The sequence below is a fragment of the Aureimonas altamirensis genome (assembly GCF_001463885.1).
Taxonomy (GTDB): Bacteria; Pseudomonadota; Alphaproteobacteria; order Rhizobiales; family Rhizobiaceae; genus Aureimonas; species Aureimonas altamirensis.
In genome coordinates, this window is record NZ_BBWQ01000015.1 from 200971 (window position 1) to 226033 (window position 25063).

General features: G+C 66.3%; 19 protein-coding genes and 1 pseudogene. All 20 read left to right on the forward strand.

From position 1 onward, the window contains the following. Window positions 1-380 precede the first annotated feature (380 nt). The 20 genes and pseudogenes from mraZ (at window position 381) to ligA (ending at window position 25059) form a co-directional block, all read left to right on the forward strand. Window positions 381-824 (forward strand): division/cell wall cluster transcriptional repressor MraZ, encoded by a 444-nt coding sequence (gene mraZ / locus AUL31_RS12280; protein ID WP_060606711.1) that lies wholly within the window; start codon window positions 381-383, stop codon window positions 822-824. After that, window positions 821-1813 carry a 16S rRNA (cytosine(1402)-N(4))-methyltransferase RsmH gene (gene rsmH / locus AUL31_RS12285; protein ID WP_060606715.1) on the forward strand — a complete coding sequence of 331 codons (993 nt, stop codon included), beginning with the start codon at window positions 821-823 and terminating at the stop codon, window positions 1811-1813. The genes mraZ and rsmH overlap by 4 nt, the downstream gene beginning before the upstream one ends. Further along, entirely contained in the window at window positions 1813-2169 is a 357-nt protein-coding gene (gene ftsL / locus AUL31_RS12290) for a cell division protein FtsL (protein WP_060606718.1), read from the forward strand. The genes rsmH and ftsL overlap by 1 nt, the downstream gene beginning before the upstream one ends. After that, window positions 2166-3812 carry a peptidoglycan D,D-transpeptidase FtsI family protein gene (locus tag AUL31_RS12295; protein WP_060606722.1) on the forward strand — a complete coding sequence of 549 codons (1647 nt, stop codon included), beginning with the start codon at window positions 2166-2168 and terminating at the stop codon, window positions 3810-3812. The genes ftsL and AUL31_RS12295 overlap by 4 nt, the downstream gene beginning before the upstream one ends. 83 nt (window positions 3813-3895) lie before the next feature. After that, window positions 3896-5347, forward strand: coding sequence for a UDP-N-acetylmuramoyl-L-alanyl-D-glutamate--2,6-diaminopimelate ligase (locus AUL31_RS12300; protein WP_060606725.1), 1452 nt, complete (start codon window positions 3896-3898; stop codon window positions 5345-5347). Next, the gene (locus AUL31_RS12305) at window positions 5344-6804 is read left to right on the forward strand and encodes a UDP-N-acetylmuramoylalanyl-D-glutamyl-2,6-diaminopimelate--D-alanyl-D-alanine ligase (protein WP_060606728.1); all 1461 of its coding nucleotides are present in this window, start codon (window positions 5344-5346) and stop codon (window positions 6802-6804) included. Before AUL31_RS12300 ends, AUL31_RS12305 begins: the two co-directional genes overlap by 4 nt. A 2-nt stretch (window positions 6805-6806) precedes the next feature. Further along, entirely contained in the window at window positions 6807-7889 is a 1083-nt protein-coding gene (mraY, locus tag AUL31_RS12310) for a phospho-N-acetylmuramoyl-pentapeptide-transferase (RefSeq protein ID WP_060606731.1), read from the forward strand. Window positions 7890-7896: 7 nt separating this feature from the next. After that, a complete protein-coding gene (murD, locus tag AUL31_RS12315; RefSeq protein ID WP_060606733.1) occupies window positions 7897-9282 on the forward strand; it encodes a UDP-N-acetylmuramoyl-L-alanine--D-glutamate ligase in 1386 nt (461 codons plus the stop codon). Window positions 9283-9303: 21 nt separating this feature from the next. Beyond that, window positions 9304-10473: a putative lipid II flippase FtsW gene (ftsW, locus tag AUL31_RS12320; protein ID WP_060606737.1), complete on the forward strand. Its 1170-nt coding sequence runs from the start codon at window positions 9304-9306 to the stop codon at window positions 10471-10473. A gap of 14 nt (window positions 10474-10487) precedes the next feature. Beyond that, window positions 10488-11591 (forward strand): undecaprenyldiphospho-muramoylpentapeptide beta-N-acetylglucosaminyltransferase, encoded by a 1104-nt coding sequence (murG, locus tag AUL31_RS12325; RefSeq protein ID WP_060606740.1) that lies wholly within the window; start codon window positions 10488-10490, stop codon window positions 11589-11591. Between the two features lie 26 nt (window positions 11592-11617). Beyond that, entirely contained in the window at window positions 11618-13033 is a 1416-nt protein-coding gene (gene murC / locus AUL31_RS12330; protein WP_060606742.1) for a UDP-N-acetylmuramate--L-alanine ligase, read from the forward strand. Then, window positions 13033-13980: a UDP-N-acetylmuramate dehydrogenase gene (gene murB, locus AUL31_RS12335; protein ID WP_060606745.1), complete on the forward strand. Its 948-nt coding sequence runs from the start codon at window positions 13033-13035 to the stop codon at window positions 13978-13980. The genes murC and murB overlap by 1 nt, the downstream gene beginning before the upstream one ends. 137 nt (window positions 13981-14117) lie before the next feature. Continuing rightward, window positions 14118-15041, forward strand: a complete 924-nt coding sequence (locus AUL31_RS12340) for a D-alanine--D-alanine ligase (protein ID WP_060606748.1) — start codon at window positions 14118-14120, stop codon at window positions 15039-15041. Beyond that, window positions 15029-15937 (forward strand): cell division protein FtsQ/DivIB, encoded by a 909-nt coding sequence (locus AUL31_RS12345; protein ID WP_060606751.1) that lies wholly within the window; start codon window positions 15029-15031, stop codon window positions 15935-15937. Before AUL31_RS12340 ends, AUL31_RS12345 begins: the two co-directional genes overlap by 13 nt. Beyond that, the gene (ftsA, locus tag AUL31_RS12350) at window positions 15934-17262 is read left to right on the forward strand and encodes a cell division protein FtsA (RefSeq protein ID WP_060606754.1); all 1329 of its coding nucleotides are present in this window, start codon (window positions 15934-15936) and stop codon (window positions 17260-17262) included. Before AUL31_RS12345 ends, ftsA begins: the two co-directional genes overlap by 4 nt. Window positions 17263-17393: 131 nt before the next feature. Beyond that, entirely contained in the window at window positions 17394-18917 is a 1524-nt protein-coding gene (gene ftsZ, locus AUL31_RS12355) for a cell division protein FtsZ (RefSeq protein ID WP_060606757.1), read from the forward strand. A gap of 299 nt (window positions 18918-19216) precedes the next feature. Further along, a complete protein-coding gene (gene lpxC / locus AUL31_RS12360) occupies window positions 19217-20161 on the forward strand; it encodes a UDP-3-O-acyl-N-acetylglucosamine deacetylase (RefSeq protein ID WP_244489394.1) in 945 nt (314 codons plus the stop codon). A 141-nt stretch (window positions 20162-20302) separates the two neighbouring features. Next, window positions 20303-21208 carry an outer membrane protein assembly factor BamD gene (locus AUL31_RS12365; RefSeq protein ID WP_060606764.1) on the forward strand — a complete coding sequence of 302 codons (906 nt, stop codon included), beginning with the start codon at window positions 20303-20305 and terminating at the stop codon, window positions 21206-21208. A gap of 25 nt (window positions 21209-21233) precedes the next feature. Continuing rightward, window positions 21234-22886: pseudogene (gene recN / locus AUL31_RS12370) on the forward strand (DNA repair protein RecN); the annotation flags it as partial. 19 nt (window positions 22887-22905) lie between these two features. Further along, window positions 22906-25059: an NAD-dependent DNA ligase LigA gene (ligA, locus tag AUL31_RS12375; RefSeq protein ID WP_060606922.1), complete on the forward strand. Its 2154-nt coding sequence runs from the start codon at window positions 22906-22908 to the stop codon at window positions 25057-25059. Window positions 25060-25063 lie beyond the last annotated feature (4 nt).

Genomic DNA, 25063 nt, shown 5'->3' on the forward strand with positions numbered 1-25063 from the left:
TGAATTATTTCAGTTTTTTACAGAGTCAGGTGCGCGACAACCGAGGTGCGTTCTGCACCCTCCCGTTGTCTATTGGCAGTTGTAAGCATCTGTTTCAATTACGGTAATGCCGATTGTCATGTCGACCGACACCGTTCGGCGAGGTGAGGCGTGGGGGCAATTCCCATTGACGCCCACGTGATCCCATGGTAAACCAAATGACAATTCGGGGTGCCTGCTTTGGCGGGCGAACATCAGTTCGAAATTTCGGCATTCGGGCGCAGTCGGCGCGGGGTGCGGTGCGTTCATACGCGCCGCTGTCGGGTGTGATTTGTCGAATTTTTCGCTGAAGCGGGGGTGGCATGAGATGCAACCGGTCGGAAAGGCAAGTGTGACGCTTGATGAACCGGTTTCTCTCCAACGCGGTCAACAACATCGACTCCAAGGGGCGGGTCTCCGTCCCGGCGATGTTCCGCCAGGTTCTGGCGGCGAAGGGCTTTTCCGATCTCTATGCGCTGCAATCCATTGCCCATCCCGCCATCGACGTCGGGGGCATGGACCTTCTGGAGCGCTACGAGTCCCGGATGGCCCGGGAAGACCCCTTTGGCGAGACCTTCGCCGACATGTCGCTCTTCGCTTACGGCGACGGGGCGTTTCTGAAATTCGATGCCGAGGGGCGGATCACGGTGACGGACTTCATTCGCGCCCATACGGGGATTACGGACAAGGTCGTCTTCGTGGGGCGCAACGACTTCTTCCAGCTCTGGGAGCCGGAGCGGTTCGAGGCGCATCGCGCCGAGGCGCGGCAGCGCCTGCAGGCCATGCGGCCGGGGGCTGCGCAATGAGCGGGCTTCGCCATCTGCCCGTATTGCTGAACGAGGTGCGTGCGGCCGTGGCTGCCGCGCCCGGCGACATTATCGTGGACGGAACCTTCGGGGCCGGCGGCTACAGCCGGGCTCTTCTGGATGCCGGTGCCACGATTATCGGCATCGACCGCGACCCGACTGCCATCGCCGACGCCGGCGCCATGCGCGCACAGTTCGGCGCGCGGCTGCGCCTGGTGGAAGGGCGCTTCTCTCGCATGGCCGAGTATGTCGACGGGCCCGTCGACGGCGTCGTGCTGGATATCGGCGTCTCTTCTATGCAGATCGACACGGCCGAGCGCGGCTTCTCTTTCCAGAAGGACGGCCCCCTGGACATGCGGATGGAAGCGGCCGGGCCTTCTGCCGCCGATGTCGTCAACCGCCTCAAGCCGGGTGATCTTGCCCGGGTGCTGTCCTTTCTGGGCGAGGAGCGCCAGGCCGGTCGCATTGCCCGCGCCATCGAGGCACGGCGCGCCGAGCGCCCCTTCGAGACGACGGCGGATCTGGCCGGGCTGGTGGGCAAGGTGCTGGGCCGCCGACCGCAGGACAAGATCGATCCGGCCACCCGGACGTTTCAGGCGCTGCGCATCTACGTCAATGACGAGCTGGGCGAGTTGATGAATGCGCTGGTGGCTGCCGAGGCCATTCTGAAGCCGGGCGGCCGGCTGGTGGTCGTGACATTCCATTCTCTGGAAGACCGGATCGTGAAGCGGTTTCTGCGCGATCGCTCGCAAGCTGCTTCACAGTCACGGCATTTACCCGATCTTAGCCATGAGGATGCGACATTCGCGACGCGCAACAAGGCTGAAGGCGGCACGGCGGAAGAGATCGCGGAAAACCCGCGCGCCCGCTCCGCCAAGCTTCGTTCCGCGGTGCGTACCTCCGTTCCGGCGCGGCAGGGGCCGCATGCCTACCGGTTCTTCGATTTACCTGCGCTGGCGGCTTTGCCGCAATCCGGAGCACAACGCTGATGCTGAAGACGCTCGATATCATCCTCGTCGCCATCATGCTGTGCGCGGCCACATGGACGTTCAGCGTCAAGCACGAAGCGGAATCCATCGAAGAGCGTTTGCGCAAGGTCGATGCCGAGATCGCCATGGAGCGCGAGACCATCTCCCTGCTGGAGGCCGACTGGAGCCTGCTCAACCAGCCTTACCGGTTGCAGCGGCTGGCCGACATCTTCGCCGACGACCTGAACCTGAAGACCATTTCGCCGACGCAGATCGTCGGCCCTGAAGACCTGCCGTCCGAGCCGGTGCCGGTTGCCCCGGAGCCGAGCGCCCTGGAGGGCGGCCTGGCCGCCAATCAGCGAGGTGTCCTTCGATGAAGCTGCGCCGCCGCCTTCGCGATGAGCCACCGTTGAACAAGTCGCGGCTCGCCATTGCCATGATCGTATTCTGCGGCGTCTACGCGGTGATCGGCGGGCGGCTGATGGCATGGGGCACGATGCCGGAGGCCGAGGCGTCGGCCCAGCGGCAGATGGAGCCGGCAGCGCGTCCGAACCTTCTGGATCGCAACGGCGAGGTGCTGGCAACGGATATCCGCAGCGCGTCGGTCTTCGCCGAGCCAAGCCGCATACGCGACATGGATGTCGCAACCGAGCGCCTGGCCGCCGCATTGCCCGGCCTCGACGGAGAAACGGTGCGCAAGCGGCTGTCGCAGCGCGGTGGCATCGCGTGGATCAAGCGCAACGTCACACCGGCCGAGGCGCAGGCGGTTTCGAAGCTCGGTCTCGACGGCATCGGCCTTCGCACGGAAAAGCGGCGCTATTATCCGGGCGGCAGCACGGCATCCCATGTGGTCGGCCATGTCGATGCCGACAATCGCGGCGTCGCGGGCATGGAGAAATTCGTCGACGCGGAGGCCCGCAACGGACGCCGCATCGATGCAGCCGGCCAGCCGGAGCCGGTGCGCCTGTCGGTCGACCTGCGGGTTCAGCACGTTCTGCGGGACGAGCTCGCCTCCGCAATGAAGAAGTATCAGGCAATGGCTGCCGGCGGCGTCGTCCTCGACGTCGAGACGGGCGAGGTCGTCGCCATGGCCTCGCTGCCGGACTACGATCCCAACAACCCGGACGGCGCCGCGGCCGGCAGCGGCGTCAACCGCATGTCGGCTGCGACCTACGAGATGGGGTCCACCTTCAAGACGTTCACCACGGCGATGGCGCTGGAAAGCGGCAAGGTAGACCTGGACGATACGTTCGACGCCCGCGCGCCGATCCGCATCGACGGCTTCACCATTTCCGATACGGGCGGGCAGAAGCGGTCGCTGACGGTGCCCGAAATCTTCATGTACTCGTCCAATATCGGTGCCGCGCGCGAAGCCGAGGCCGTGGGTGTGGAGGGGCATCGCGCCTTCCTGTCGCGCATCGGGCTTCTGTCGCGTCTGCAGACGGAATTGCCCGAAACGGCGACGCCCGTGCAGCCGCGCCAATGGCAGGCCGTCCATTCTATCACAGCCTCCTTCGGGCATGGCGTGGCCACCACCCCGTTGCAGACTGCCGCGGCCGGCGCCGCGCTGATGAATGGCGGCTATCTGGTCCAGCCGACATTTCTGGCCCGCTCCCGGGCGGAGGCGGAAGCCGTCCGCGTACCGGTGGTCAGCGGCCGGACATCCGACGAAATGCGCTATCTGTTCCGCCTGAACGGGGAGCAGGGCTCCGGCAAGTCCGCCCGCGTGGACGGCTTCGACGTCGGCGGCAAGACCGGAACGGCCGAAAAGATGATCGCTGGGCGCTATCGCACGGACAAGCGGTTGAACGCCTATATGGCCGCCTTTCCGATGGCGAGCCCGCGCTATGTCGTCTTCGTCATGATCGACGAGCCGCAGCGTGCCGCCGGAGAGCCCTATGCCACGGCCGGCTGGAACGCCGCGCCCACGACGGCCAATATCATACGCCGCGCCGCCGCCTTTCTGGATATTCGTCCCGATTTCGGCACCGGCGGACGACAGCTTCTGGTGAGCTACTGATTCTATGCTATCGGGCGAATCGTTTGCCGGCAGCCGCTGGTCGCAGCCCGGCATAAGTGAAGAGAACGCCCGATATGCCTGACATGAAGCTATCTGACCTGGCCGACGGTCTGGCCGACATGGCGCCCGAAACGGCGGCGATCCCGGTGGCCGGCATGACCGCCGATTCGCGCAAGGTGGAGCCGGGTTTCCTGTTTGCCGCACTGTCCGGAACCCGGCTCGACGGATCTGTCTTCGTGGCGGAGGCGCGGCGCAAGGGGGCCGCCGCCGTTCTGGTGGAAGGCGATGTCCATGTGGCCGATGGGCTGCCGGTGCTGCGGGCCGCCGATGCCCGCCATGCCCTGGCCGTGATGGCGGCCCGCTTCTACCAGCGGCAGCCCGGCACGCTGGTGGCCGTCACGGGCACCAGCGGCAAGACGTCCATCGCCGCGTTTATTAGGCAGATCTGGGCGCGCTGCGGGCAGGCCGCCGCATCCATCGGCACCACAGGGGTCGTCAGCCCGACGCGCGACGAATACGGAACCTTGACGACGCCCGATCCGGTCGATCTGGCGCGGCTTCTGGCGGAACTGGCCGACGAAGGCGTCACCCACGCAGCCATGGAAGCATCCAGCCATGGGCTGACCCAGCGTCGGCTGGATGGCGTGCGGCTTGCCGCCGGCGGCTTCAGCAATCTCGGCCGCGACCACATGGACTACCACCCCACGGTCGAGCATTACTTCCGCTCCAAGATGCGGCTTTTCGATACGCTGCTGCCCAAGAGCGCGCCGGCCGTCATCTTTGCCGACGACGCCTTCTCCGAGCCGGCGGCGCGGGCCGCGCGCGAGGCAGGGCTGACGGTGCATCTGGTGGGGCGCGGCGGAGACCTTCTGCGTCTGAAGCGGCTGGAACTCGAGCGCGCACGGCAGATCGCCGAGATCGAGGGCGGCGGCGCCATCCACCGGGTCGTGCTGCCGCTGGCCGGCGAGTTCCAGATGTCGAATGCGCTTGTGGCCGCAGGGCTGGCCATCGCCACCGGGACGCCTGTCGGCAAGGCGCTGGCTGCGCTGGAGCATATCCAGGGTGCGCCGGGTAGACTGGATCTTGCCGGCACAAAGCCCGGCGGCATCCCGGTCTTCGTGGATTATGCGCACAAGCCCGAGGCACTGGAGAATGTCCTGTCGTCGGTGCGCCCCTTTACCACCGGCAAGGTCATCGTGGTGTTCGGCTGCGGCGGCGACCGGGACAGGCTGAAGCGCCCCATCATGGGCGAGATCGCCACGCGTCTGGCCGATACGGTCATCGTCACCGACGATAATCCACGCTCCGAACATCCTGATGCCATACGGGCCGAGATACTGGCGGCCGCACCGGGCGCCATCGAGATCGGCGACCGCAGGGCCGCCATCGTGGAAGCGGTGCGCCTGGCCGTGCCCGGCGATACGGTCGTCGTGGCCGGCAAGGGACACGAGGTGGGGCAGACCGTTGGCGAAACGACCCACCATTTCAGCGACCACGAGGAAGTGGCGCGGGCTATTTCGGAGAACAGCCGATGACGGAGCCGCTCTGGACAGGCGAGGCGCTGCTGGCGGCCACGGGTGGCCGCCCGATCGGCAGCCTGCCGCCCTCGGTAACGGGCATTTCCATCGATTCGCGTAGCGTCGGGCCGGGCGAAGCCTTCTTCGCCATCAAGGGCGACCGCTTCGACGGGCATGATTTTCTCAGTGCCGCCGCCGCCGCCGGGGCGAGCCTGCTTGTCGTCTCGGAGCGCAAGCTGCCGGCCCTGCAGCGGCTGACCACCCCGCTGCTGGTGGTGGACGACGTGTTGAAGGCACTGGAGCGGCTTGCCGCCGTTGCGCGCATGCGTGCAACGGGACAGATAATCGCCGTGACGGGCAGCGTCGGAAAGACGACGACGAAGGAAGCGCTGCGCCACGCGCTGGGGGCCTGCGGCACGGTGCATGCCTCTGCCGCCTCCTTCAACAATCATTGGGGCGTGCCGCTGTCGCTGGCGCGGCTGCCGCAGGATGCCGACTATGCCGTCTTCGAGATCGGCATGAACCATCCGGGCGAAATCCGCCCGCTGGTCAAGCTCGTGCAGCCGCATGTTGCCATCGTAACGCTGATTGCGCCGGCGCATCTTGGCCATTTCCGCGACCTTGAAGAGATCGCCGACGCCAAGGGCGAGATATTCGAGGGCGTCGTGCCGGGCGGCAGCGCCATCATCAATGCCGACGACCCCTATGGGCCGCATCTGGCAGACCTGGCCCGGACGGCGGGCGTCACGCGCATTGCCCGCTTCGGCGAGGCGGGCACCGCCGATTTCCGCCTGATCCGCTTCCAGAAGCTGGATGACGGAGCCAATATGGAAGCACGGATCGACGGCACCAATGTCGATGTGCGCATCGCTTCCGCCGGGCGCCATATCGCGCAGAACATGCTGGCCGTGCTGGGCGCGGTCGACCTCGTCGGGGCCGATCTCGCCAAGGCGGCGGAGGCGCTGTCGGGCTGGCGTACGGGCAAGGGGCGCGGGGCGCGCCACGACGTGCCGGCCGGCAGCGGCATCATCCGCGTCATCGATGAAAGCTACAACGCCAATCCCGCCTCCATGCGCGCGGCGATCGCCGTTCTGGCTGGGGCGGAGCCGCGCAGCGACGGGCGGCGCGTGGCGGTGCTGGGCGACATGCGGGAACTGGGCGACAACAGCGCGCGGCTGCACGCCGAGCTGGCAGAGCCATTGCTGGCGGCGGCGGTGGACGCGGTCTTCCTGACGGGGCCGGAGATCCGCCCGCTGCTGGATACGATCGCCGGCCAGGCCGACGTGCAATGGCTGCCCGACCTCGATGCGCTTGGGCGGGCGCTGGCCGTTTACCTGCGCCCCGGCGACGTGGTGATGTTCAAGGCATCGAACGGCATTGGCCTTTCCAGGCTGGTCGACGCGATGGTAGAGCCCCGGACCGATAGTTCGACAAGACAGGAAGCGGCGCCGCGCGTGCCCGCGCCGGAGGCCTGAGCGTGCTGACATACCTTGCCCATTTCGCGGAAGACGCGCAGGTCTTCAACGTGTTCCGCTACATCACCTTTCGCACCGGTGCGGCGATGATCACCTCGTTCATCGTGGTCTTCCTGTTCGGCCCGTCGATCATCGCGACGCTGCGCATCAGGCAGGGACGGGGGCAGCCGATCCGCGCCGATGGTCCGCAGACGCATTTCAAGAAGGCCGGCACCCCCACCATGGGCGGGCTGATGATCCTGTCCGGCGTCATCGCGGCGACGCTGATCTGGGCCGACCTGCGCAATCTCTATGTGTGGGCGGTGCTGCTGGTGACGGTCGGCTTCGGGGCGATCGGCTTCTATGACGACTACCTCAAGGTGACGAAGCAGAGCCACAAGGGCTTTTCGGGCAAGGCCCGGCTGGCGCTGGAATTTCTGATCGCGGGCATCGCCTCGGCCATCATCGTCTATGCCGGCTCCGACGATCTGGCGACGTCCATTCCGGTGCCCTTCTTCAAGCAGTTCCTGCTGGATCTCGGCATCTTCTATGTCGGCTTCGCCGCCTTCGTGATGGTGGGGGCCGGCAACGCCGTCAACCTGACCGACGGGCTGGACGGGCTGGCCATCGTGCCGATCATGATCGCCGCCGCCGCGCTGGGCCTGATCGCCTATCTCGCCGGCAACGTGAACTTTGCCAACTATCTGCAGATCCACTTCGTGCTCGGCACGGGCGAGCTGGCCGTGCTGTGCGGCGCGGTGCTGGGTGCCGGGCTCGGCTTCCTCTGGTTCAACGCGCCGCCGGCTGCCATCTTCATGGGCGATACGGGGTCGCTGGCCCTCGGCGGGCTGACCGGCGCCGTCGCCGTCGCCACCAAGCACGAGCTGGTGCTTGCCATCATCGGCGGCCTGTTCGTCATCGAGGCGCTATCGGTCATCATCCAGGTGGCCAGCTTCAAGCTGACGGGCAAGCGGGTTTTCCTGATGGCGCCGATCCACCACCACTTCGAAAAGCTCGGCTGGACGGAAAGCCAGGTGGTGGTGCGGTTCTGGATCATCGCCTTCATGCTGGCCTTCGTCGGCCTGTCCACGCTCAAGCTGCGGTGAGGCGGGCATGATCGCGGCACGCACCTTCAAGGATCGCTCCATCGCCCTGTTCGGCCTCGGCGGCTCCGGCAACGCCACGGCGCGCGCGCTGGCCGAGGGCGGCGCGCTGCTGACCGCCTTCGACGACAATCCGGCGGCGGTGGCCGCTGCCGCCGCGGCCGGCCTTCCGGTCGGCGACCTGCACGATCTGGACTGGAGCGCCATCGACGCGCTGGTTCTGGCGCCGGGCGTGCCGCTGACGCATCCGCGCCCGCACTGGAGCGCCGAGCTTGCCCGTCAGGCCGGCGTCGAGATCATCGGCGACGTGGAGATATTCTCGCGCGAGCGGGCGGAAAGGGCCCCCGACGCGCCCTTCATCGCCATCACCGGCACCAATGGCAAGTCCACCACCACGGCGCTGATCGCCCACTGCATCGCAGCCAGCGGCCGCAATGCGCAGCTTGGGGGCAATATCGGCGTGCCGGTGCTGACGCTCGCCCCGCCGGAAGGCGACCCCTGCTATGTGGTGGAGTGCTCGTCGTACCAGATCGACCTTGCCCCGTCGCTGCGGCCCACCGTCGGCATCCTCATCAACCTGTCGCCCGACCATCTGGACAGGCACGGGACGATGGAAAACTACGCCGCCATCAAGGAACGGCTGGTGGCCGGCGCGCAGACCGCCGTCATCGGCATCGACGATCCCTATTGCGCCGCCATCGCCGACAGGCTGGAGGCCGCCGGACACGATGTGCTGCGCATTTCCCGGCAGGAGCTGCCGGCCAATGGCTACGGCTTCGATGGAACGGATGTCGTGCGCCGGGTCGGCGGCGCGGAAGCCGGGCGCTTTCGCATTGCCGGCATCGGCTCGCTGCGCGGCCGCCACAACGGGCAGAACGCCGCCGCCGCCATCGCCGCGCTCTCGGCAACCGGGCTTTCGGACGCGGAGATCGACGCCGGGCTTGCCGTGTTTCCGGGGCTTGCCCACCGCATGGAACAGGTAGGCCATGTCGGGCAGGTGCTCTTCATCAACGATTCGAAGGCCACCAACGCCGATGCCGCAGCACCGGCGCTTGCCAGCTTCGACAGGATCCACTGGATCGCCGGCGGACTGCCCAAAGAGGGCGGCATCGCTCCGCTGGAGCCGCTCTTCGATCATGTGGCCAAGGCCTACCTGATCGGCGAGGCGGCGCCGGCCTTTGCGGCCACTCTTGGTAAACGAATTCCTTACGAAATATCCGGTACTCTGGAGCAAGCGGTGGCAAGCGCCGCGCGTGATGCGTCGGGCACGGGCGGGGAGGAAGTCGTTCTTCTGTCTCCGGCCTGTGCGAGTTTCGATCAGTTCCGCAATTTCGAGGTTCGTGGCGCGGCCTTTCGCGATGCGGTTTCCGCATTGCCGGGTTTCAGGCCCATCTGACACGACAAAAGGGGGTGTGGCATGGCCGTGAGCCGCGCGAAAAAAGGCCTGATTGCCGATTGGTGGTGGTCTATCGACCGCTGGCTTCTGGCCGCCTTCCTGATTCTGATGCTGGGCGGCATGATGCTGTCCTTCGCGGCCAGCCCTCCGGTTGCGGAACGGATCGGGCTTGAGCCGTTCCACTTCGTCAAGCGCCATGCGCTGTTCCTGTTTCCCTCGATCGCGGTGATGCTGGCCACCTCGCTTCTGACGCCGCACGGCATCCGCCGCATGTCGCTGATCATGCTGTGCGCGGCGCTGGTGACGATGGTGCTGGCGCTGTTCTTCGGCATGGAAGTCAAGGGTGCCCGGCGATGGATGTCGTTCGGCCCGTTCAGCGTCCAGCCGTCCGAGTTCATGAAGCCGGCCTTCGTGATCGTCTGCGCCTGGCTGTTTGCCGAGCGTGCGCGTCGGCCCGACGTGCCTGGCAATCTTCTGTCCCTGATGCTGCTGATCGTGGTGGCGGCGCTGCTGGTGGCGCAACCGGACCTTGGCCAGACCATCCTGACGGCGGGCGCGTGGGGCGGCCTGTTCTTCATGGCGGGCATGCCATGGCTTTGGATCATGGTGCTGGGCGGCATCGGCGGGGTGGGCTTCTTTGGCGCCTATGTCGCCTTTCCGCACGTCGCCAGCCGTATCGACCGCTTTTTGACGGGCGAGGGCGACACCTTCCAGACCGACACCGCGCGCGAGGCGATCATGCGCGGCGGCTGGCTTGGGCAGGGCCCGGGCGAGGGTACCGTCAAGCGCATCCTGCCCGACAGCCACACCGACTTCGCCTTTTCCGTCATCGCGGAAGAGTTCGGCATCATCACTTGCATGCTTCTGGCAGCGGTGTTCTGCTTCGTCGTCATGCGTGGCCTGCAGGTGGCCTTCCAGCAGCGCGACACCTTTGCCAGGCTGGCCATATCCGGCCTCGTCATGCTGTTCGGCATGCAGTCGATCATCAATATGGCGGTGAACCTGCAATTGATGCCCGCCAAGGGCATGACGCTGCCTTTCATCTCTTATGGCGGCTCGTCCATGCTGGCCGTCGCCATCTCGGCCGGCTTCGTTCTGGCGCTGACGCGCAAGCGCGCCGAAAACTCGTCGCAGATCGACAGGCTGATGACGCGCACGCTGGCTCTCGGCGGCACGTTGCAGCCGCGCTGAAGACAGGCTCGTCCATGACAAAACGCATCCTTCTGGCCGCCGGCGGAACCGGCGGCCATCTCTTCCCCGCAGAGGCGCTGGCGCACGAACTGGCGCGGCGCGGGCACGAGGTCCATCTGGCCACGGATGAGCGGGCCGGACGGTTTTCCGGCGGCTTTCCGGCAGCGGAAACGCATATCGTACCTTCTGCCACATTCGGATCGCGCAATCCCGTAGCGGTCGCGCGCTCTCTCCTGAAGCTGTGGACGGGCCTGCGCACCGCAAGCGCCCTGCTGCGCCGCCTCAAGCCTGATGTAACGATCGGCTTTGGCGGATATCCGTCCGTTCCGCCCGTGCTTTCGGCAACGCAGGCCGGCTGGCCCAGCATGATCCACGAGCAGAACGCCGTGATGGGCCGCGCCAACCGCTTCCTGGCGCGCCGCGTGGGCCGCATCGCCGCCGGTATCCCGCAGGACAAGGCGGCGGCGGAGCTGCGAGACAAGATCGTGGTGACCGGCAACCCGGTGCGACCGGCGGTGCTGGAAGCGGCAAAAACACCATATCGTCCAAGCGCTTCCGGAGAGGCGTTCAACCTTGTCGTGTTCGGCGGAAGCCAGGGGGCGGCGTTTTTCTCGCAGGTTCTGCCGGAGGCGATCTCGCTTCTGGAGCCTTCGGTGCGCGAGCGCCTGCGCGTGACGCAGCAGGCACGCACCGACGACGAAGCGCGCGTGCGGACCTATTATGCCGACGCCGGCATCCCGGCAGAGGTTTCGCCCTTCTTCTCCGACATGGCCGACCGGTTGGCCGCCGCCCACCTCGTCATCAGCCGCTCCGGTGCGTCCACCGTTTCGGAACTGGCCGTCATCGGCCGACCGTCCATCCTGGTGCCCTATCCCTATGCGCTCGACCATGACCAGGCCGCCAACGCGGCCCGGCTGGAGGCGCAGGGCGGCACCATCGTCGCGCGGCAGGCCGACCTGACGGGCGAGCGGCTGGCCACGATCCTGGCGCAACTGGCCGATGCACCGGACGAGGCTGCCCGCATGGCCGAGGCGGCACGCGCAACCGGCATTCCCAATGCGGCGGAGTTGCTCGCCGATCTCGTAGAAGCTATGCCGCCCCGAACGGCCCGGTCATAGATCGAATGCTTGGAAAGGAAATTCCCATGAAGATGCCGCGCAATATCGGCCCGGTGCATTTCATCGGCATTGGCGGCATCGGCATGAGTGGCATCGCCGAGGTGCTGGTCAATCTCGGCTATACGGTGCAGGGATCGGACCAGAGCGAAAATGCCAATGTGCAGCGCCTGCGCGCCAAGGGCGTTACGGTGCATGTCGGCCACGACGCAGCCAATCTTGGCCAGGCGGAAGTGGTGGTCGTGTCGACGGCGATCCGCCGCGACAACCCCGAATTGGCCGCCGCGCGCGAGCGGCTGTTGCCCATTGTGCGCCGCGCCGAAATGCTGGCCGAGCTGATGCGTTTCCGCCAGGCCATCGCCATCGGCGGTACGCATGGCAAGACGACGACGACATCGCTGGTGGCGACGCTGCTGGATGCCGGCGGGCTGGACCCGACCGTGGTCAACGGCGGCATCATCAATGCCTATGGCACCAATGCCCGCATGGGCGGCGGCGACTGGATGGTGGTGGAGGCCGACGAATCGGACGGCACATTCCTGAAGCTGCCCGCAGACGTGGCCGTCGTCACCAATATCGACCCCGAGCATCTCGACCATTACGGCACCTTCGACAAGGTTCGGGAGGCTTTCCGCGCCTTCGTCGAGAACGTGCCCTTCTACGGCTTTGCCGTCATGTGCCTCGACCATCCGGAAGTTCAGAAGCTGGTGGCCCAGATCGAAGACCGGCGCGTCATCACCTATGGCGAAAACCTGCAGGCGGATGCGCGTTTCCATAATGTGCGGGCCTCCGGCGCACGCTCGACCTTCGATGTCGCCATACGCGACCGCATCACCGGCGAGGCGATCGAAATGCGCGATCTGGTGCTGCCGATGCCAGGGCGGCACAACGTGTCCAACGCCACCGCCGCCATCGTGACGGCGCATCGCATCGGCATGTCGGAGGCGGATATCCGCAAGGGCCTAGGGCAGTTCGGCGGCGTCAAGCGCCGCTTCACCCATACCGGTACGGCCAACGGCATCGAGGTGTTCGACGATTACGGGCACCATCCGGTCGAGATCCGCGCCGTGCTGTCGGCCGCGCGCTCGGCCGCCAAGGGGCGGGTGATCGCGGTCATGCAGCCGCATCGTTTTTCCCGGCTGCAAAGCCTGTTCGACGATTTCGCCGCATGCTTCAACGATGCGGATACGGTCATCCTGGCGCCGGTCTATGCCGCGGGCGAGGAGCCGATCCCCGGTGTGGATTCGCGCGCGCTGCTCGATACGCTGAAACTCGGTGGCCACCGAGACGCGCGGTTGATCGGCGGTCCGGCCGAGTTGGCGCCGCTTGTGGCCAGCATCGCGACACCGGGCGATATGGTCGTGTGCCTCGGCGCCGGCTCCGTCACCCAATGGGCCTATGCGCTGCCGAAGGAACTCGAGGCACTGGCGTCGGAACCCGCCTGATGGACGCAACCGGCCTCGCGGAGCGCCTGCGCCTGCCGCCGCTTGCCGGCCGGCTGACGCCCGACGCAGCCATGGAAAAGGTGACGTGGTTCCGCACGGGCGGTCCGGCGGAACTCTTGTTCCAGCCCGCCGACGAAGAGGATCTGGCGCAATTTCTGGGTGTTGTCCCATTGGACATCCCGGTCACCGTGGTCGGCATCGGCTCCAACCTCATGGTTCGTGATGGCGGCATCGAAGGGATCGTCATCCGCCTGCCCCCGAAGGGCTTCGGGCAGGTCGAGGCTGCGGGCGATGGCCGGCTGCGCGCCGGTGCCGGCGCATCCGACAAGCGGGTCGCCGCCGTTGCGCTGGACCTGGGGCTCGGCGGCTTTCACTTTCTGCACGGCATACCCGGCTCTATCGGCGGCGCCTTGCGGATGAATGCGGGGGCAAACGGCGTCGAGACATCCGAGCGGTTCGTGTCGGCCACCGCCGTCGACAGACAGGGACGGCTGGTTGAGCTGACTTCCGGCGACATGGCGTTCCGCTACCGGCATTCCGGCGCGGATGATGGGCTGATCTTCACATCGGCCCTTTTGGCGGGTCCGTCGGACGGGGCCGAATCCATCCGCGCCGCGATGGACGCCGTCCAGCACCACCGCGAGACGACCCAGCCCGTACGGGAAAAGACGGGCGGCTCCACCTTCAAGAACCCGCCGGGCACCTCGGCCTGGAAAGAGATCGACCGCGCCGGATGCCGGGGGCTGCGGATCGGCGATGCGCAGATGTCCGAGATGCACTGCAACTTCATGATCAATACCGGCTCGGCAACGGCCCACGATCTGGAGCTTCTGGGAGAAACGGTGCGCCGCCGGGTGTTCGAGACGTCGGGCATCCTCCTGGAATGGGAAATCCAGCGCGTCGGCCGGTTCCGGCCGGGGCAGGACGTGGCCCCGTTCAAGCCGTGAACGAAGCACGTGACCGGGCCTCTTAAGAAATTGGCTTACGATTTTATTGCCAGCGCCGCGCCGGGTTAACCACCGCTTAACCATCCGCACAGCATGAATGGGGGTGCGTAACCTTCTGTTGATGGAGTGCGGAGTCGATGCAGCGGCACGTGGCGGTTCTGATGGGCGGCCTTTCCAGTGAAAGACCCGTCAGCCTTTCCTCTGGCAAGGCATGTGCCGATGCCCTCGAGGCAGAGGGCTACCGTGTCACGCGCATCGATGTCGGGCGCGATGTCGCTTCCGTCCTGTCCGAGCTGCGTCCTGACGTCGCCTTCAACGCGCTGCACGGCCCGTTCGGCGAGGACGGCACCATACAGGGCATCCTCGAATATCTGGAAATTCCCTATACCCATTCGGGCGTCCTGGCCTCGGCCCTTGCGATGAACAAGGAGAAGGCGAAGGCGGTCGTGGCCGGCTTCGGCGTCAACGTGGCGGAGTCCATCCTTGTCGATCGAATGGAGATCGCCAGGCAGCATGCGATGCCCACGCCCTATGTGGTGAAGCCTGTGGCGGAAGGCTCCAGCTTCGGTGTCGTCATCGTACGCGAGGGCGAGGCCCATCCGCCGCAGCAACTGTCGGCGGTGGAGTGGACCTTCGGCGATATGGTGATGGTGGAGCGCTATGTGCCGGGCCGCGAGCTGACCTGCGCCGTCATGGGCGACGAGGTTCTCGGCGTCTGCGAGATCGTCTCCAACGACCATGCCTTCTACGATTTCGACGCCAAATATGCGCCGGGCGGCTCTTCCCACATCGTGCCGGCCGAGCTGCCGGACGAGATCACCGCGACGGTGGCCGAATTTTCCCTTGCCGCGCACCGCGCCGTCGGCTGCCGGGGCGTTTCGCGATCCGACTTCCGTTACGACGACCGCAACGGTGCGGCCGGCGAAGTCGTGTGGCTTGAGGTCAATACCCAGCCCGGCATGACGCCGACGTCGCTGGTGCCCGATATCGCCCGCGCCCGCGGCCTGGAGTTCGGAAAGCTGCTCGACTGGATGGTGAGGGACGCGTCATGCCGCCGGTAAGACAGCGCCACGACCATTCCGACATGCGGCCCGCCGGCCGGTTGGCGATGCGCGTCCAGATCGCGCTGCGCCGGGTTTCCGGCTATGCGCGCCGCCTGCAGGCATTGCCGCTGCCGAGCTTCTCGGTTCTGGCCACCGTCGTCCTCGGCTCCAGCGCGCTTTACGGCATGTCCAGTGGCGGACACACGACCAAGGTTATCGACACCCTGGCCGAGCCCGTCGGCTTCGCCATCGACAGGGTGGATGTGACCGGCGCTTCCGAGACGTCGCAGATCGACATATTGCAGACCGTGTACGGCGTCGGCGCACAGACGCTGCCGGCGCTCAACGTCGATGCGGCCCGTATCGCGCTGGAAGCGATGCCGTGGATCGAGACGGCATCCATTTCCAAGGTGTATCCCGGCCAATTGCTGGTCGAGGTGGTCGAGAAGCAGCCCTTTGCCATCTGGCAGCGCGGGCAGGACCTGACGATCATCGATCGCCATGGCGTGCCGATCGTGCCGTTTGCAACGACGCGCTACACCGAGTTGCCGCTGGTCGTCGGCGTCGGTGCGGATACCGCCGCGGCCGACCTTCTGGACCAGATCGAGCTGGTGCCCGAACTGAAGCCTCGCATCCGCGCCTATGTCCGCATCGGCGAGCGGCGTTGGGACCTTCGACTCGACAACGGCGTCACCGTCCGTCTGCCGGAAGAGAACCCAGTGGAAGCCGCCGCCGAAGTGGTGCGCATGGACCGCAGCTACGGGCTTCTCGCCCGCGATATCGCGGCGGTCGACATGCGTCTTCCCGACCGCATCACCATCAAGCTTACGCCGGAGGCGAAACAGCGGCGCGACGACGCGGCCGCCGAGCGAGCAAAGCTCGCACGCCAGGCCAAGAGGGGGAATCCGGCATGAGCCTGTTTTTGGGCGGAAAGGGTGCGCTGCCGCGCATCGAAAAGCTTTCGCAGCGGCGGACGCATCTGTTCTCCATCCTCGACGTGGGATCGTCGAAGGTTACCTGCCTCATCGCGCGGTTGCGTCCGCGCCCCGAAAGCGAGGTTCTGCCAAACCGTACGCATGTGGCCGAGGTCATCGGCATCGGGCATCAGCGGTCGCGCGGGATCAAGTCCGGCGTGGTGGTGGACATCGCAGCGGCGGAGCAGTCCATCCGCGCCTGCGTCGATACGGCGGAGCGCCAGGCCGGCCTGACCATCGAAAGCCTGATCGTGTCGGTCACGGCGGGCCGGCTCAAGAGCCTGCGCGGCAAGGCGGAGCTAACCGTGGCCGGCGCCGAGGTCAGCCCGGCCGACCTGCGCCGCGTCCTCAACCAGGCGGCGCGCACGCAGATGTCGCAGGGCCGCGTCGCCCTGCACTCCGTACCCTTCGATCTTTCGCTCGATGGCGAGGGTGGGCTGGACGATCCCATCGGCATGATGGGCGAGATGCTGGGCGCCGAGCTGCATGTGCTGACGGCGGAAGAAACGCCCCTGCGCAACCTGGAGGCCGCGATCAACCGCGCGCATCTGGTGGTCGAGGCCTTCGTGGCCGCTCCCTATGCGTCGGGCCTTGCCACCCTGGTCGAGGATGAAGCGCGGATGGGCTCGGCCTGCATCGACATGGGCGCCGGCACCACCACCATCTCCATCTTCCAGAACGGGCATTTCGCCTATGCCGACGCCATTGCCATGGGCGGCCAGCATATCACCATGGATCTGGCGCGCGGCCTGTCGATCCGCCCAGAGCAGGCCGAGCGGCTGAAGGTCATGCACGGCAACGCGCTGACCCAGTTGATGGACGATGGCGAGCCGGTCACGGTGGAGCCGCTGGCCGAGGATGACGGCGAGGGCGAGGTGCATGTCTCGCGCTCTCTTATCGCGCGCATCGTTCGTCCCCGCGTGGAAGAGACGCTGGAACTGATCCGCGACCGCATGGCCAGCTCCGGCCTTGGCCACGTCATCGGCAAGCGCGTCGTTCTGACCGGCGGCGCCAGCCAGCTTGCGGGCATGGCCGGCGCGGCCCACGACATCTTGCAACGCAACGTGCGGTTGGGGCGCCCCGTCGGGGTTGCCGGCCTGAGCACGACCAACAAGAGCCCGATCTTCGCAACGTCGGTCGGGCTGCTGATCTACCCCCAGATTGCCTGGCAGGAATATGTCGCCGAATCGTCTCCGCTGGATTTCGCCTTCGACGAAACCACGCGGGTCGGTCGGATCGGCTCCTGGCTCCGGCGCAGTTTTTGAGGTCCGCATAACCGGTCCGCAAGTTTCAGGCGGGCCACCGATTGTACGGTGCACTCATACGCACTGGCAAAACTTTGAAACGAACTGAGGCGCGCGCCGAGGCGGCCAACTGCGAAAAGGAAACCTTTGACATGAGCATCAACCTGCAGAAGCCGGACATCACGGAACTCAAGCCCCGCATCACCGTGTTCGGCGTTGGCGGCGGCGGCTGCAATGCCGTCAACAACATGATCAACGCCGGCCTCGAAGGCGTCGAGTTCGTCATCGCCAACACCGATGCGCAGGCACTGCGCTCGTCACGCGCCGAGCGCGTGATCCAGATGGGCGTCGCCGTCACCGAGGGACTTGGCGCGGGCTCGCAGCCGGAAGTCGGTCGCGCCGCCGCCGAGGAATCGCTGGACGAGATCTGCGATCACCTGCTCGGCTCGCACATGTGCTTCGTGACGGCCGGCATGGGCGGCGGCACCGGCACCGGCGCCGCACCCGTGGTGGCCCGCGCCGCGCGTGAAAAGGGTATCCTGACCGTCGGCGTCGTGACCAAGCCGTTCCACTTCGAAGGCCAGCGCCGCCTGCGGATCGCCGAGCTGGGCATCGAGGAGCTGCAGAAGAACGTCGATACGCTGATCGTCATTCCGAACCAGAACCTGTTCCGCATCGCCAACGACAAGACCACCTTCGCCGATGCCTTCGGCATGGCCGACCAGGTGCTCTACTCGGGCGTTGCCTGCATCACCGACCTGATGGTCAAGGAAGGCCTCATCAATCTCGACTTCGCGGACGTACGCTCCGTCATGCGCGAGATGGGCAAGGCCATGATGGGCACCGGCGAAGCCTCCGGCGAAGGCCGTGCCATGGCCGCAGCCGAGGCGGCCATAGCCAACCCGCTGCTGGACGAAACGTCCATGAAGGGCGCCAAGGGCCTGCTCATCTCCATCACCGGTGGCCGTGACCTGACCCTCTTCGAGGTGGACGAGGCGGCAACCCGCATCCGCGAAGAAGTCGACCAGGACGCCAACATCATCCTGGGCGCCACCTTCGACGAAAGCCTGGAAGGCGTCATCCGCGTGTCGGTCGTGGCGACCGGCATCGACAAGACGGCAGCCGAAGCCTTCGACCGCCAGCCCGAGACGCGTCCGGCGGCCGTCGCCCGCCAGGCCGCTGCGGCAGCCCCGGCCGCCCGTCCGACGCAGGAGGCTCCGGCCTACCAGCAGCCGGCGACGCCGGCGCCGCAGCCTGCTGCCTCCAGCTTCGACCTGGATGACGATTTCAGCCGCATGCTGACCGAGGAAATCTCGGAAGTCGCCCCGCCGGCTCCGGCACGACAGGCTGTCCAGCAGCAGACCCGCATGCCCCGTGTGGACGAGTTCCCGCCGGTCGTGCAGTCGGAGATGGACCGTCGCAGCGGCCACGACGACGGCGCAGAAGAGCGTGGTGCACTCGGCCTCATCCGCAAGCTGACCAGCGGCCTTTCCCGCCGCGAGGTGGAAGAAGTGGAGCCTCATCACGGCGAGCGTCGCCAGCAGCCCGAGCACAGCCCCTATGCGCCGCGGCGCGTTGCGGCAGACTCGGCGGCACGCCCCGTCAGCCAGGTGCGGCCGCAGTCGGAAGACGAACAACTGGAGATTCCGGCCTTCCTGCGCCGTCAATCGAGCTGAGCTTTTTCAGCAGTCTTCACAAAATAGTCGCATGAGATGACCGGGTCCGCCTCGAAAGGGGCGGGCCCTTTCTATTAAGGTTATGAAAAGACTGGATTTTACACTCGGTTAAGCTTGTCGCCGGTAACATGGGGAAAAGAAGCGTGATTTGGCCCGAAAGGCCGTAACTCCTAGTTTCCCAGCAACAAAATCGGTTTCGGCTGCGCGTATATGGCGGCCGGCGCCCGGGCCACAGCCCGACATGCTTTTCATCGAATGCATGCCATTGGCGGACCATGGGCGATTTCAAGGATACGAGTGTGGCGAAGCAGCAGCAAACGATTGGAGCCAGCATCGGCTTTCGCGGTGTCGGCGTTCATTCCGGTTCGGCCGTTGAGATGACGCTTCATCCGGCCGACGCGAACACCGGCATCGTTTTCCATCTCGGCAACGGGGCAGGGCGGGTGCGCGAGATCGCAGCCGTTTCGGCCAACGTCTCCTCCACCGACCTCGCAACTGTGGTCGGAGAGCCGGGCGGACCGCACGTCGCCACGATCGAGCATCTCATGGCCGCGCTGTACGCGATGGACGTCGACAATGTCATCGTCGAGATGGATGGCGGCGAAATCCCCATCATGGACGGCTGCTCGACGGCCTTCGTGGAAGCCATCGACGAGGCGGGCCTCGTGTCGCAGCTGGCTGCGCGGCGTCATATCCGCGTGTTGAAGCCGGTTCGCGTCGAAATGGGCGGTGCCTTTGGCGAGTATCGGCCGCATGACGGCACGCGATTCGAAATCGATATCGACTTTGCTTCCGGCGCTATCGGGCGTCAGAGCTTTGCCGGCGATCTCACCCCCTCGCTGTTCCGCGACGAGATTTCCCGCGCGCGCACCTTCGGCTTCATGAAGGATGTCGAGCGCCTGTGGGCGTCCGGCCATGCGCTCGGATCCTCGCTCGAGAATTCGGTCGTCATCGGCGACGACGACAAGGTCATCAATCCCGGTGGACTGCGTTACGTGGACGAGTTCGTGCGTCACAAGACGCTTGACGCGATCGGCGACCAGGCCCTTGCCGGTGCCCGTATCCTTGGGTGCTACCGGTCGTATCGCGGTGGCCATCGCCTCAACGCCATGGCGCTGCAGGCACTTCTGTCCGATCCGGCGGCGTTCGAGATCGTCGAGGTGCCCGTGCGCTCGGGTGGCCGCACCCGTGCGGAGCCCGCCGTGGCCGTCGCCGTGCCGGCTTTCGAAGCCCAGAAAATCTAGTCCCGTCGTGGATGGCTATGGGGGCCGCCTCAAAAAAGGCGCGTTGAACGGCCTTGAAACATTGTCGGCTCCCTTCGCTGCAAGTAGAAGGGCGTCAGGGCGGGCGATCCGCCGCCGGGGATGCAGCAGGGGAACGTTCTAATGCGCCAATTCTTGCCCACAATCGGCCGGTCCAGCATCGTACGGCCGCTTGCCGTCGTTCTACTGGCGGGCGCCGTCTCCGGCCTCGCCGGCTGCATGTCCGGCAAGGACAACGACATCGACGCGCTGGCCCTCGCTTCGCAGACCGAGCCGGCCGACGTCCTCTACAATCAGGGGCTTGCCAATCTGGAAGCCGGGCGCCTTGGCGAAGCTGCCGCCAAGTTCGAGGCGATCGACCGCCAGCACCCCTATTCGGAGTGGGCACGCAAGGCGCTGGTGATGCGCGCCTTCACCTCCTACCGCAACGGCGACTACGACGAGGCGGTGTCCTCGGCGCGGCGCTATCTGTCGCTTTACCCCGGTTCCGAGGAAGCGGCCTACGCCCAGTACATTATCGGCCTTTCCTACTTCCGCCAGATGCCCGAGGTCACCCGCGACCAGACGGATACCGCACGCGCGGCGCTGGCCATGCAGGAGGTGGTGGACCGCTACCCCAATTCCGAATATGCCGAAGATGCGCGCACCAAGTTGCGCCAGGCGCGCGACCAGCTTGCCGGCAAGGAAATGCAGGTCGGCCGCTATTACCTGGAGCGGCGCAACTACATCGGCGCGGTGAACCGCTTCAAGAACGTCGTCGACAACTACAGCCAGACGCGCCACGTGGAAGAGGCTCTCTACCGCCTGGTTGAGGCAAACCTGGCCATGGGCATCCGCCCCGAGGCGCAGGCCGCGGCGTCCGTGCTGGGGCAGAACTTCCCCGAATCCGAATGGTACAAGGATGCCTATGCCCTGCTGCAGCGCGACGGGCTTGCCCCGCAGGCGGCTGGCGCCGGCTCCTGGTTCAGCAACGCATCGCGCCGGCTTGTCGGCGGCGGCGCACAGCCTCCGGCCGCGCCACAGGGCTGACGGTTCGGCGGGCGTGGCGCGATAGATGCTCGTACACCTCGCGATCCGTGACATCGTCCTGATCGAAAAGCTGGATCTCTCCCTTGCGGGCGGCCTGTCCGTCCTCACGGGTGAGACCGGCGCCGGAAAATCCATTCTTCTCGATGCCCTCTCGCTGGCCCTCGGCGGGCGCGGCGATGGCTCTCTCGTCAGGCACGGCGCCCAGCAGGGCGAGGTGACGGCCGTCTTCGACGTGCCGGCAGGCCATGCCGCCCGGCTTCTGCTGACCAGCAATGGGCTGGACGACGATGGCGACATCATTCTGCGCCGGGTGCAGAACGCGGACGGCCGCACGCGGGTGTTCGTCAACGATCGCCCATCCAGCGTGGCCCTGATGCGGGCGTTTGGCGAGACATTGGTCGAGATCCATGGCCAGCATGACGACCGCGCGCTGGTGGATACCGGTGCGCATCGCCTTTTGCTGGATGCCTTCGGTGGCCTGACGTCCAAAGCCGAATCCGTTGCCGCCGCCTTCGAGGCGTGGCGCAGCGCGCAGGCAGCCATACGCCACCAGCGCGAGCGCATCGACGCGGCCGCGCGCGAAGCGGATTACCTGCGCGCCGCAGTCGAGGAGCTGTCCGACCTGGCCGTCGAAACGGGCGAGGAAGACATCCTTGCCGAGCGGCGGCAGACGATGATGCGCTCCGAGAAGATCGCCGGCGACGTCAACGAAGCCAATGAAGAGCTGTCCGGTGCGGGATCGCCCATTCCGGGGCTGGCCAGCCTGCTGCGGCGGCTGGATCGGCGTCGCGACGAGCTGCCGGGCCTTCTGGACAGCGCCATCGAACGGCTGGATGTCGCGCTGGATCAGCTCTCCGATGCGCAGACCGCACTGGAAGAGGCCCTGCGCCGGATCGAGTTCGATCCGCGTGCGCTGGAAGCCACCGAGGAGCGGCTGTTTGCGCTGCGCGCCGCCGGCCGCAAGCATTCCGTGCCGGTGGACGAACTGCCCGCTTTGTGCGCGCGCATGACCGCAGAGCTGGCCGAGCTCGACGCCGGGGAAGAGCGGCTGGCCGCACTGGAGCAGGAAGCAGAGCAAGCGCTGGACGCCTATCGCGGCCTTGCATCGGACCTTTCGGAGCGGCGGACGGCGGTTGCGGCCGAGCTGGAGCGCGCCGTAATGGCCGAGCTGCCGGATCTGAAGCTGGAGCGGGCCGCCTTCATCGTGGAAATCGGCACCGACACGCAGACGCCGTCGCCCTTCGGCTTCGATACGGTGGAGTTCTGGGTGCGCACCAACCCCGGCTCGCGCGCGGGACCGATGATGAAGGTGGCGTCCGGGGGCGAGTTGTCGCGCTTTCTGCTGGCGCTCAAGGTGGCCTTGGCCGATAGGGGCTCCGCACCGACACTGGTGTTCGACGAGATCGACACGGGTGTCGGCGGCGCCGTTGCCGATGCCATCGGCCGCAGGCTTGCCCGCCTGGCCCAAGGGGTGCAGGTTCTGTCCGTTACCCATGCGCCGCAGGTCGCGGCGCGGGCCGACACGCATCTGTTGATTTCCAAATCCGGAGAGGAACGCGTGTCGACTCGCGTTGCGGAAATGGACATGGATGCGCGGCGGGAGGAAATAGCCCGCATGCTGGCTGGCGAGCGCATCACCGAGGCTGCGCGCGCTGCTGCCGCGCAATTGATGGGCGAAGGAAGCGGGGGCGGTGATGCTGCGGGACAAGCCGGTGGAAAACCTGACGCTGGAGGAGGCGGCAGAGGAACTCGCCGCGCTGGCCGGTGAAATCCGGCATCACGACCAGCTTTACTATCTGAAGGACAGCCCGCAGGTATCCGACGCGGATTACGACGCCTTGCGCCGACGCAACCTGGCAATCGAGGCGCGATACCCGGAGTTGAAGCGCGCGGATACGCCATCCGAAACGGTCGGCGCACAGGTGTCCGAGAAATTCGGCAAGATCACCCATTCGGTGCCAATGCTGTCTCTCGACAACGCCTTTTCCGACGAAGACGTCGCCGATTTCGCAAGACGCGCGCGCCGCTTCCTGAAGCTTAACGACGATGCGCCGCTGGCCATCACCGCCGAACCGAAGATCGACGGTCTCTCCTTGTCGCTGCGCTACGAAGGCGGCGTACTGGTCAGCGCGGCAACGCGCGGCGACGGCAGCGTCGGCGAAGACGTGACTGCCAACGCACGCACCGTGGATGATATCCCGGTAAAGCTGAAGGGCAAGGTTCCGGATATTCTGGAAGTGCGCGGCGAGGTCTATATGAGCCACGCGGATTTCGCCCGGCTCAATGAAGGGCGCGCGGAAGCGGGGCTTCCCCTGTTCGCCAATCCGCGCAATGCGGCTGCCGGCTCTCTGCGGCAGCTCGACCCGTCCATCACCAAAGCCCGTCCCCTGCGGTTCTTTGCCTATGCCTGGGGCGAATGCAGCGCCGTGCCCGGCGATACGCAGACCGAAGTTGTCGCCTCCATCGGCCGCATGGGCTTTCCGACCAACCCGCTGATGAAACGCTTCGACAGCGTCGACGGGCTGATCGGGCAGTACCATGCCATCGAAGAGCAGCGCGCCGCGCTGGGCTACGATATCGACGGCGTGGTCTACAAGGTCGACGACCTTGCGCTGCAGAAGCGGCTGGGTTTCGTATCCCGTTTCCCGCGCTGGGCCATCGCCCACAAGTTCGCGGCCGAAAAGGCGATGACGGTGCTGCGCGCCATCGACATTCAGGTCGGGCGCACGGGCGCGCTGACACCGGTTGCCAAGCTGGACCCGGTTACCGTGGGCGGTGTCGTCGTTTCCAATGCCACGCTGCACAATGCGGATTACATCAAGGGTACGGGGCAGGGCGGGCAGACCCTGCGCGAAGGGCGCGATATCCGCGTCGGCGATACGGTGGTGGTGCAGCGGGCCGGCGACGTGATCCCGCAGGTGCTGGACGTGGTGCTGGAGAAGCGTCCCGCCGACTCCGCCCCCTTCGTCTTTCCGGATCGCTGTCCAACCTGCGGCAGCCATGCCGTGCGCGAAGAAGGCGAAGTGGTAACACGCTGTACCGGCGGCCTGATCTGCCCGGCGCAGGCGGTAGAGCGCATCCGCCACTTCGTGTCGCGCAGCGCCATGGATATCGAAGGGCTTGGCGACAGGCAGGTGGAGTTCTTCCATGGGCTGGACGATCCTGCCCTTTGGATACGCTCTCCGGCCGATATCTTCACGCTGGAAAGGCGGCAGGAAAAGTCGCTGACCCGTCTGGAGAATTTCGACGGATTCGGCGCACGCTCGGTGCAAAACCTGTTCGAGGCCATCGATCAGCGGCGCAACCCGCCCTTGCCGCGCTTTCTCTACGCGCTCGGCATCCGGCATGTCGGGGAAACCAACGCCCGCCGCTTTGCCCGCCATTATGGCAGTTTCAGCGCCTTCCGGGCGGCGGCCGAGGCCGCCATCGTGCCCGACGACCGCAAGGATGCCGGTAACGAGGCCTGGCAGGAGTTGAACGGCGTCGAGGGCATCGGCTCCATCGTCGCCGGCGCCGTGGTGGAATTTTTCCACGAAGCGCATAACAGGGATGCCATCGATGCGCTGCTGGCGGCTGGCGTGCACCCGCAGGACGAGGCGCGGCCGGCGGCCTCGGTGAGCTCTCCGGTTGCCGGAAAGACGATCGTCTTCACCGGTTCGCTGGAGCGCATGTCGCGGGAGGAGGCGAAGGCGATGGCGGACGAGCTCGGAGCCAAGGCGGTGGAATCCGTCTCGAAGAAGACCGATCTCGTCGTGGCGGGGCCGGGTGCCGGTTCCAAGCTGAAGAAGGCGACGGAACTCGGCATCGAGGTCATCGACGAGGACGGCTGGTTCACCCTCGTCGGGCGCTGACGGA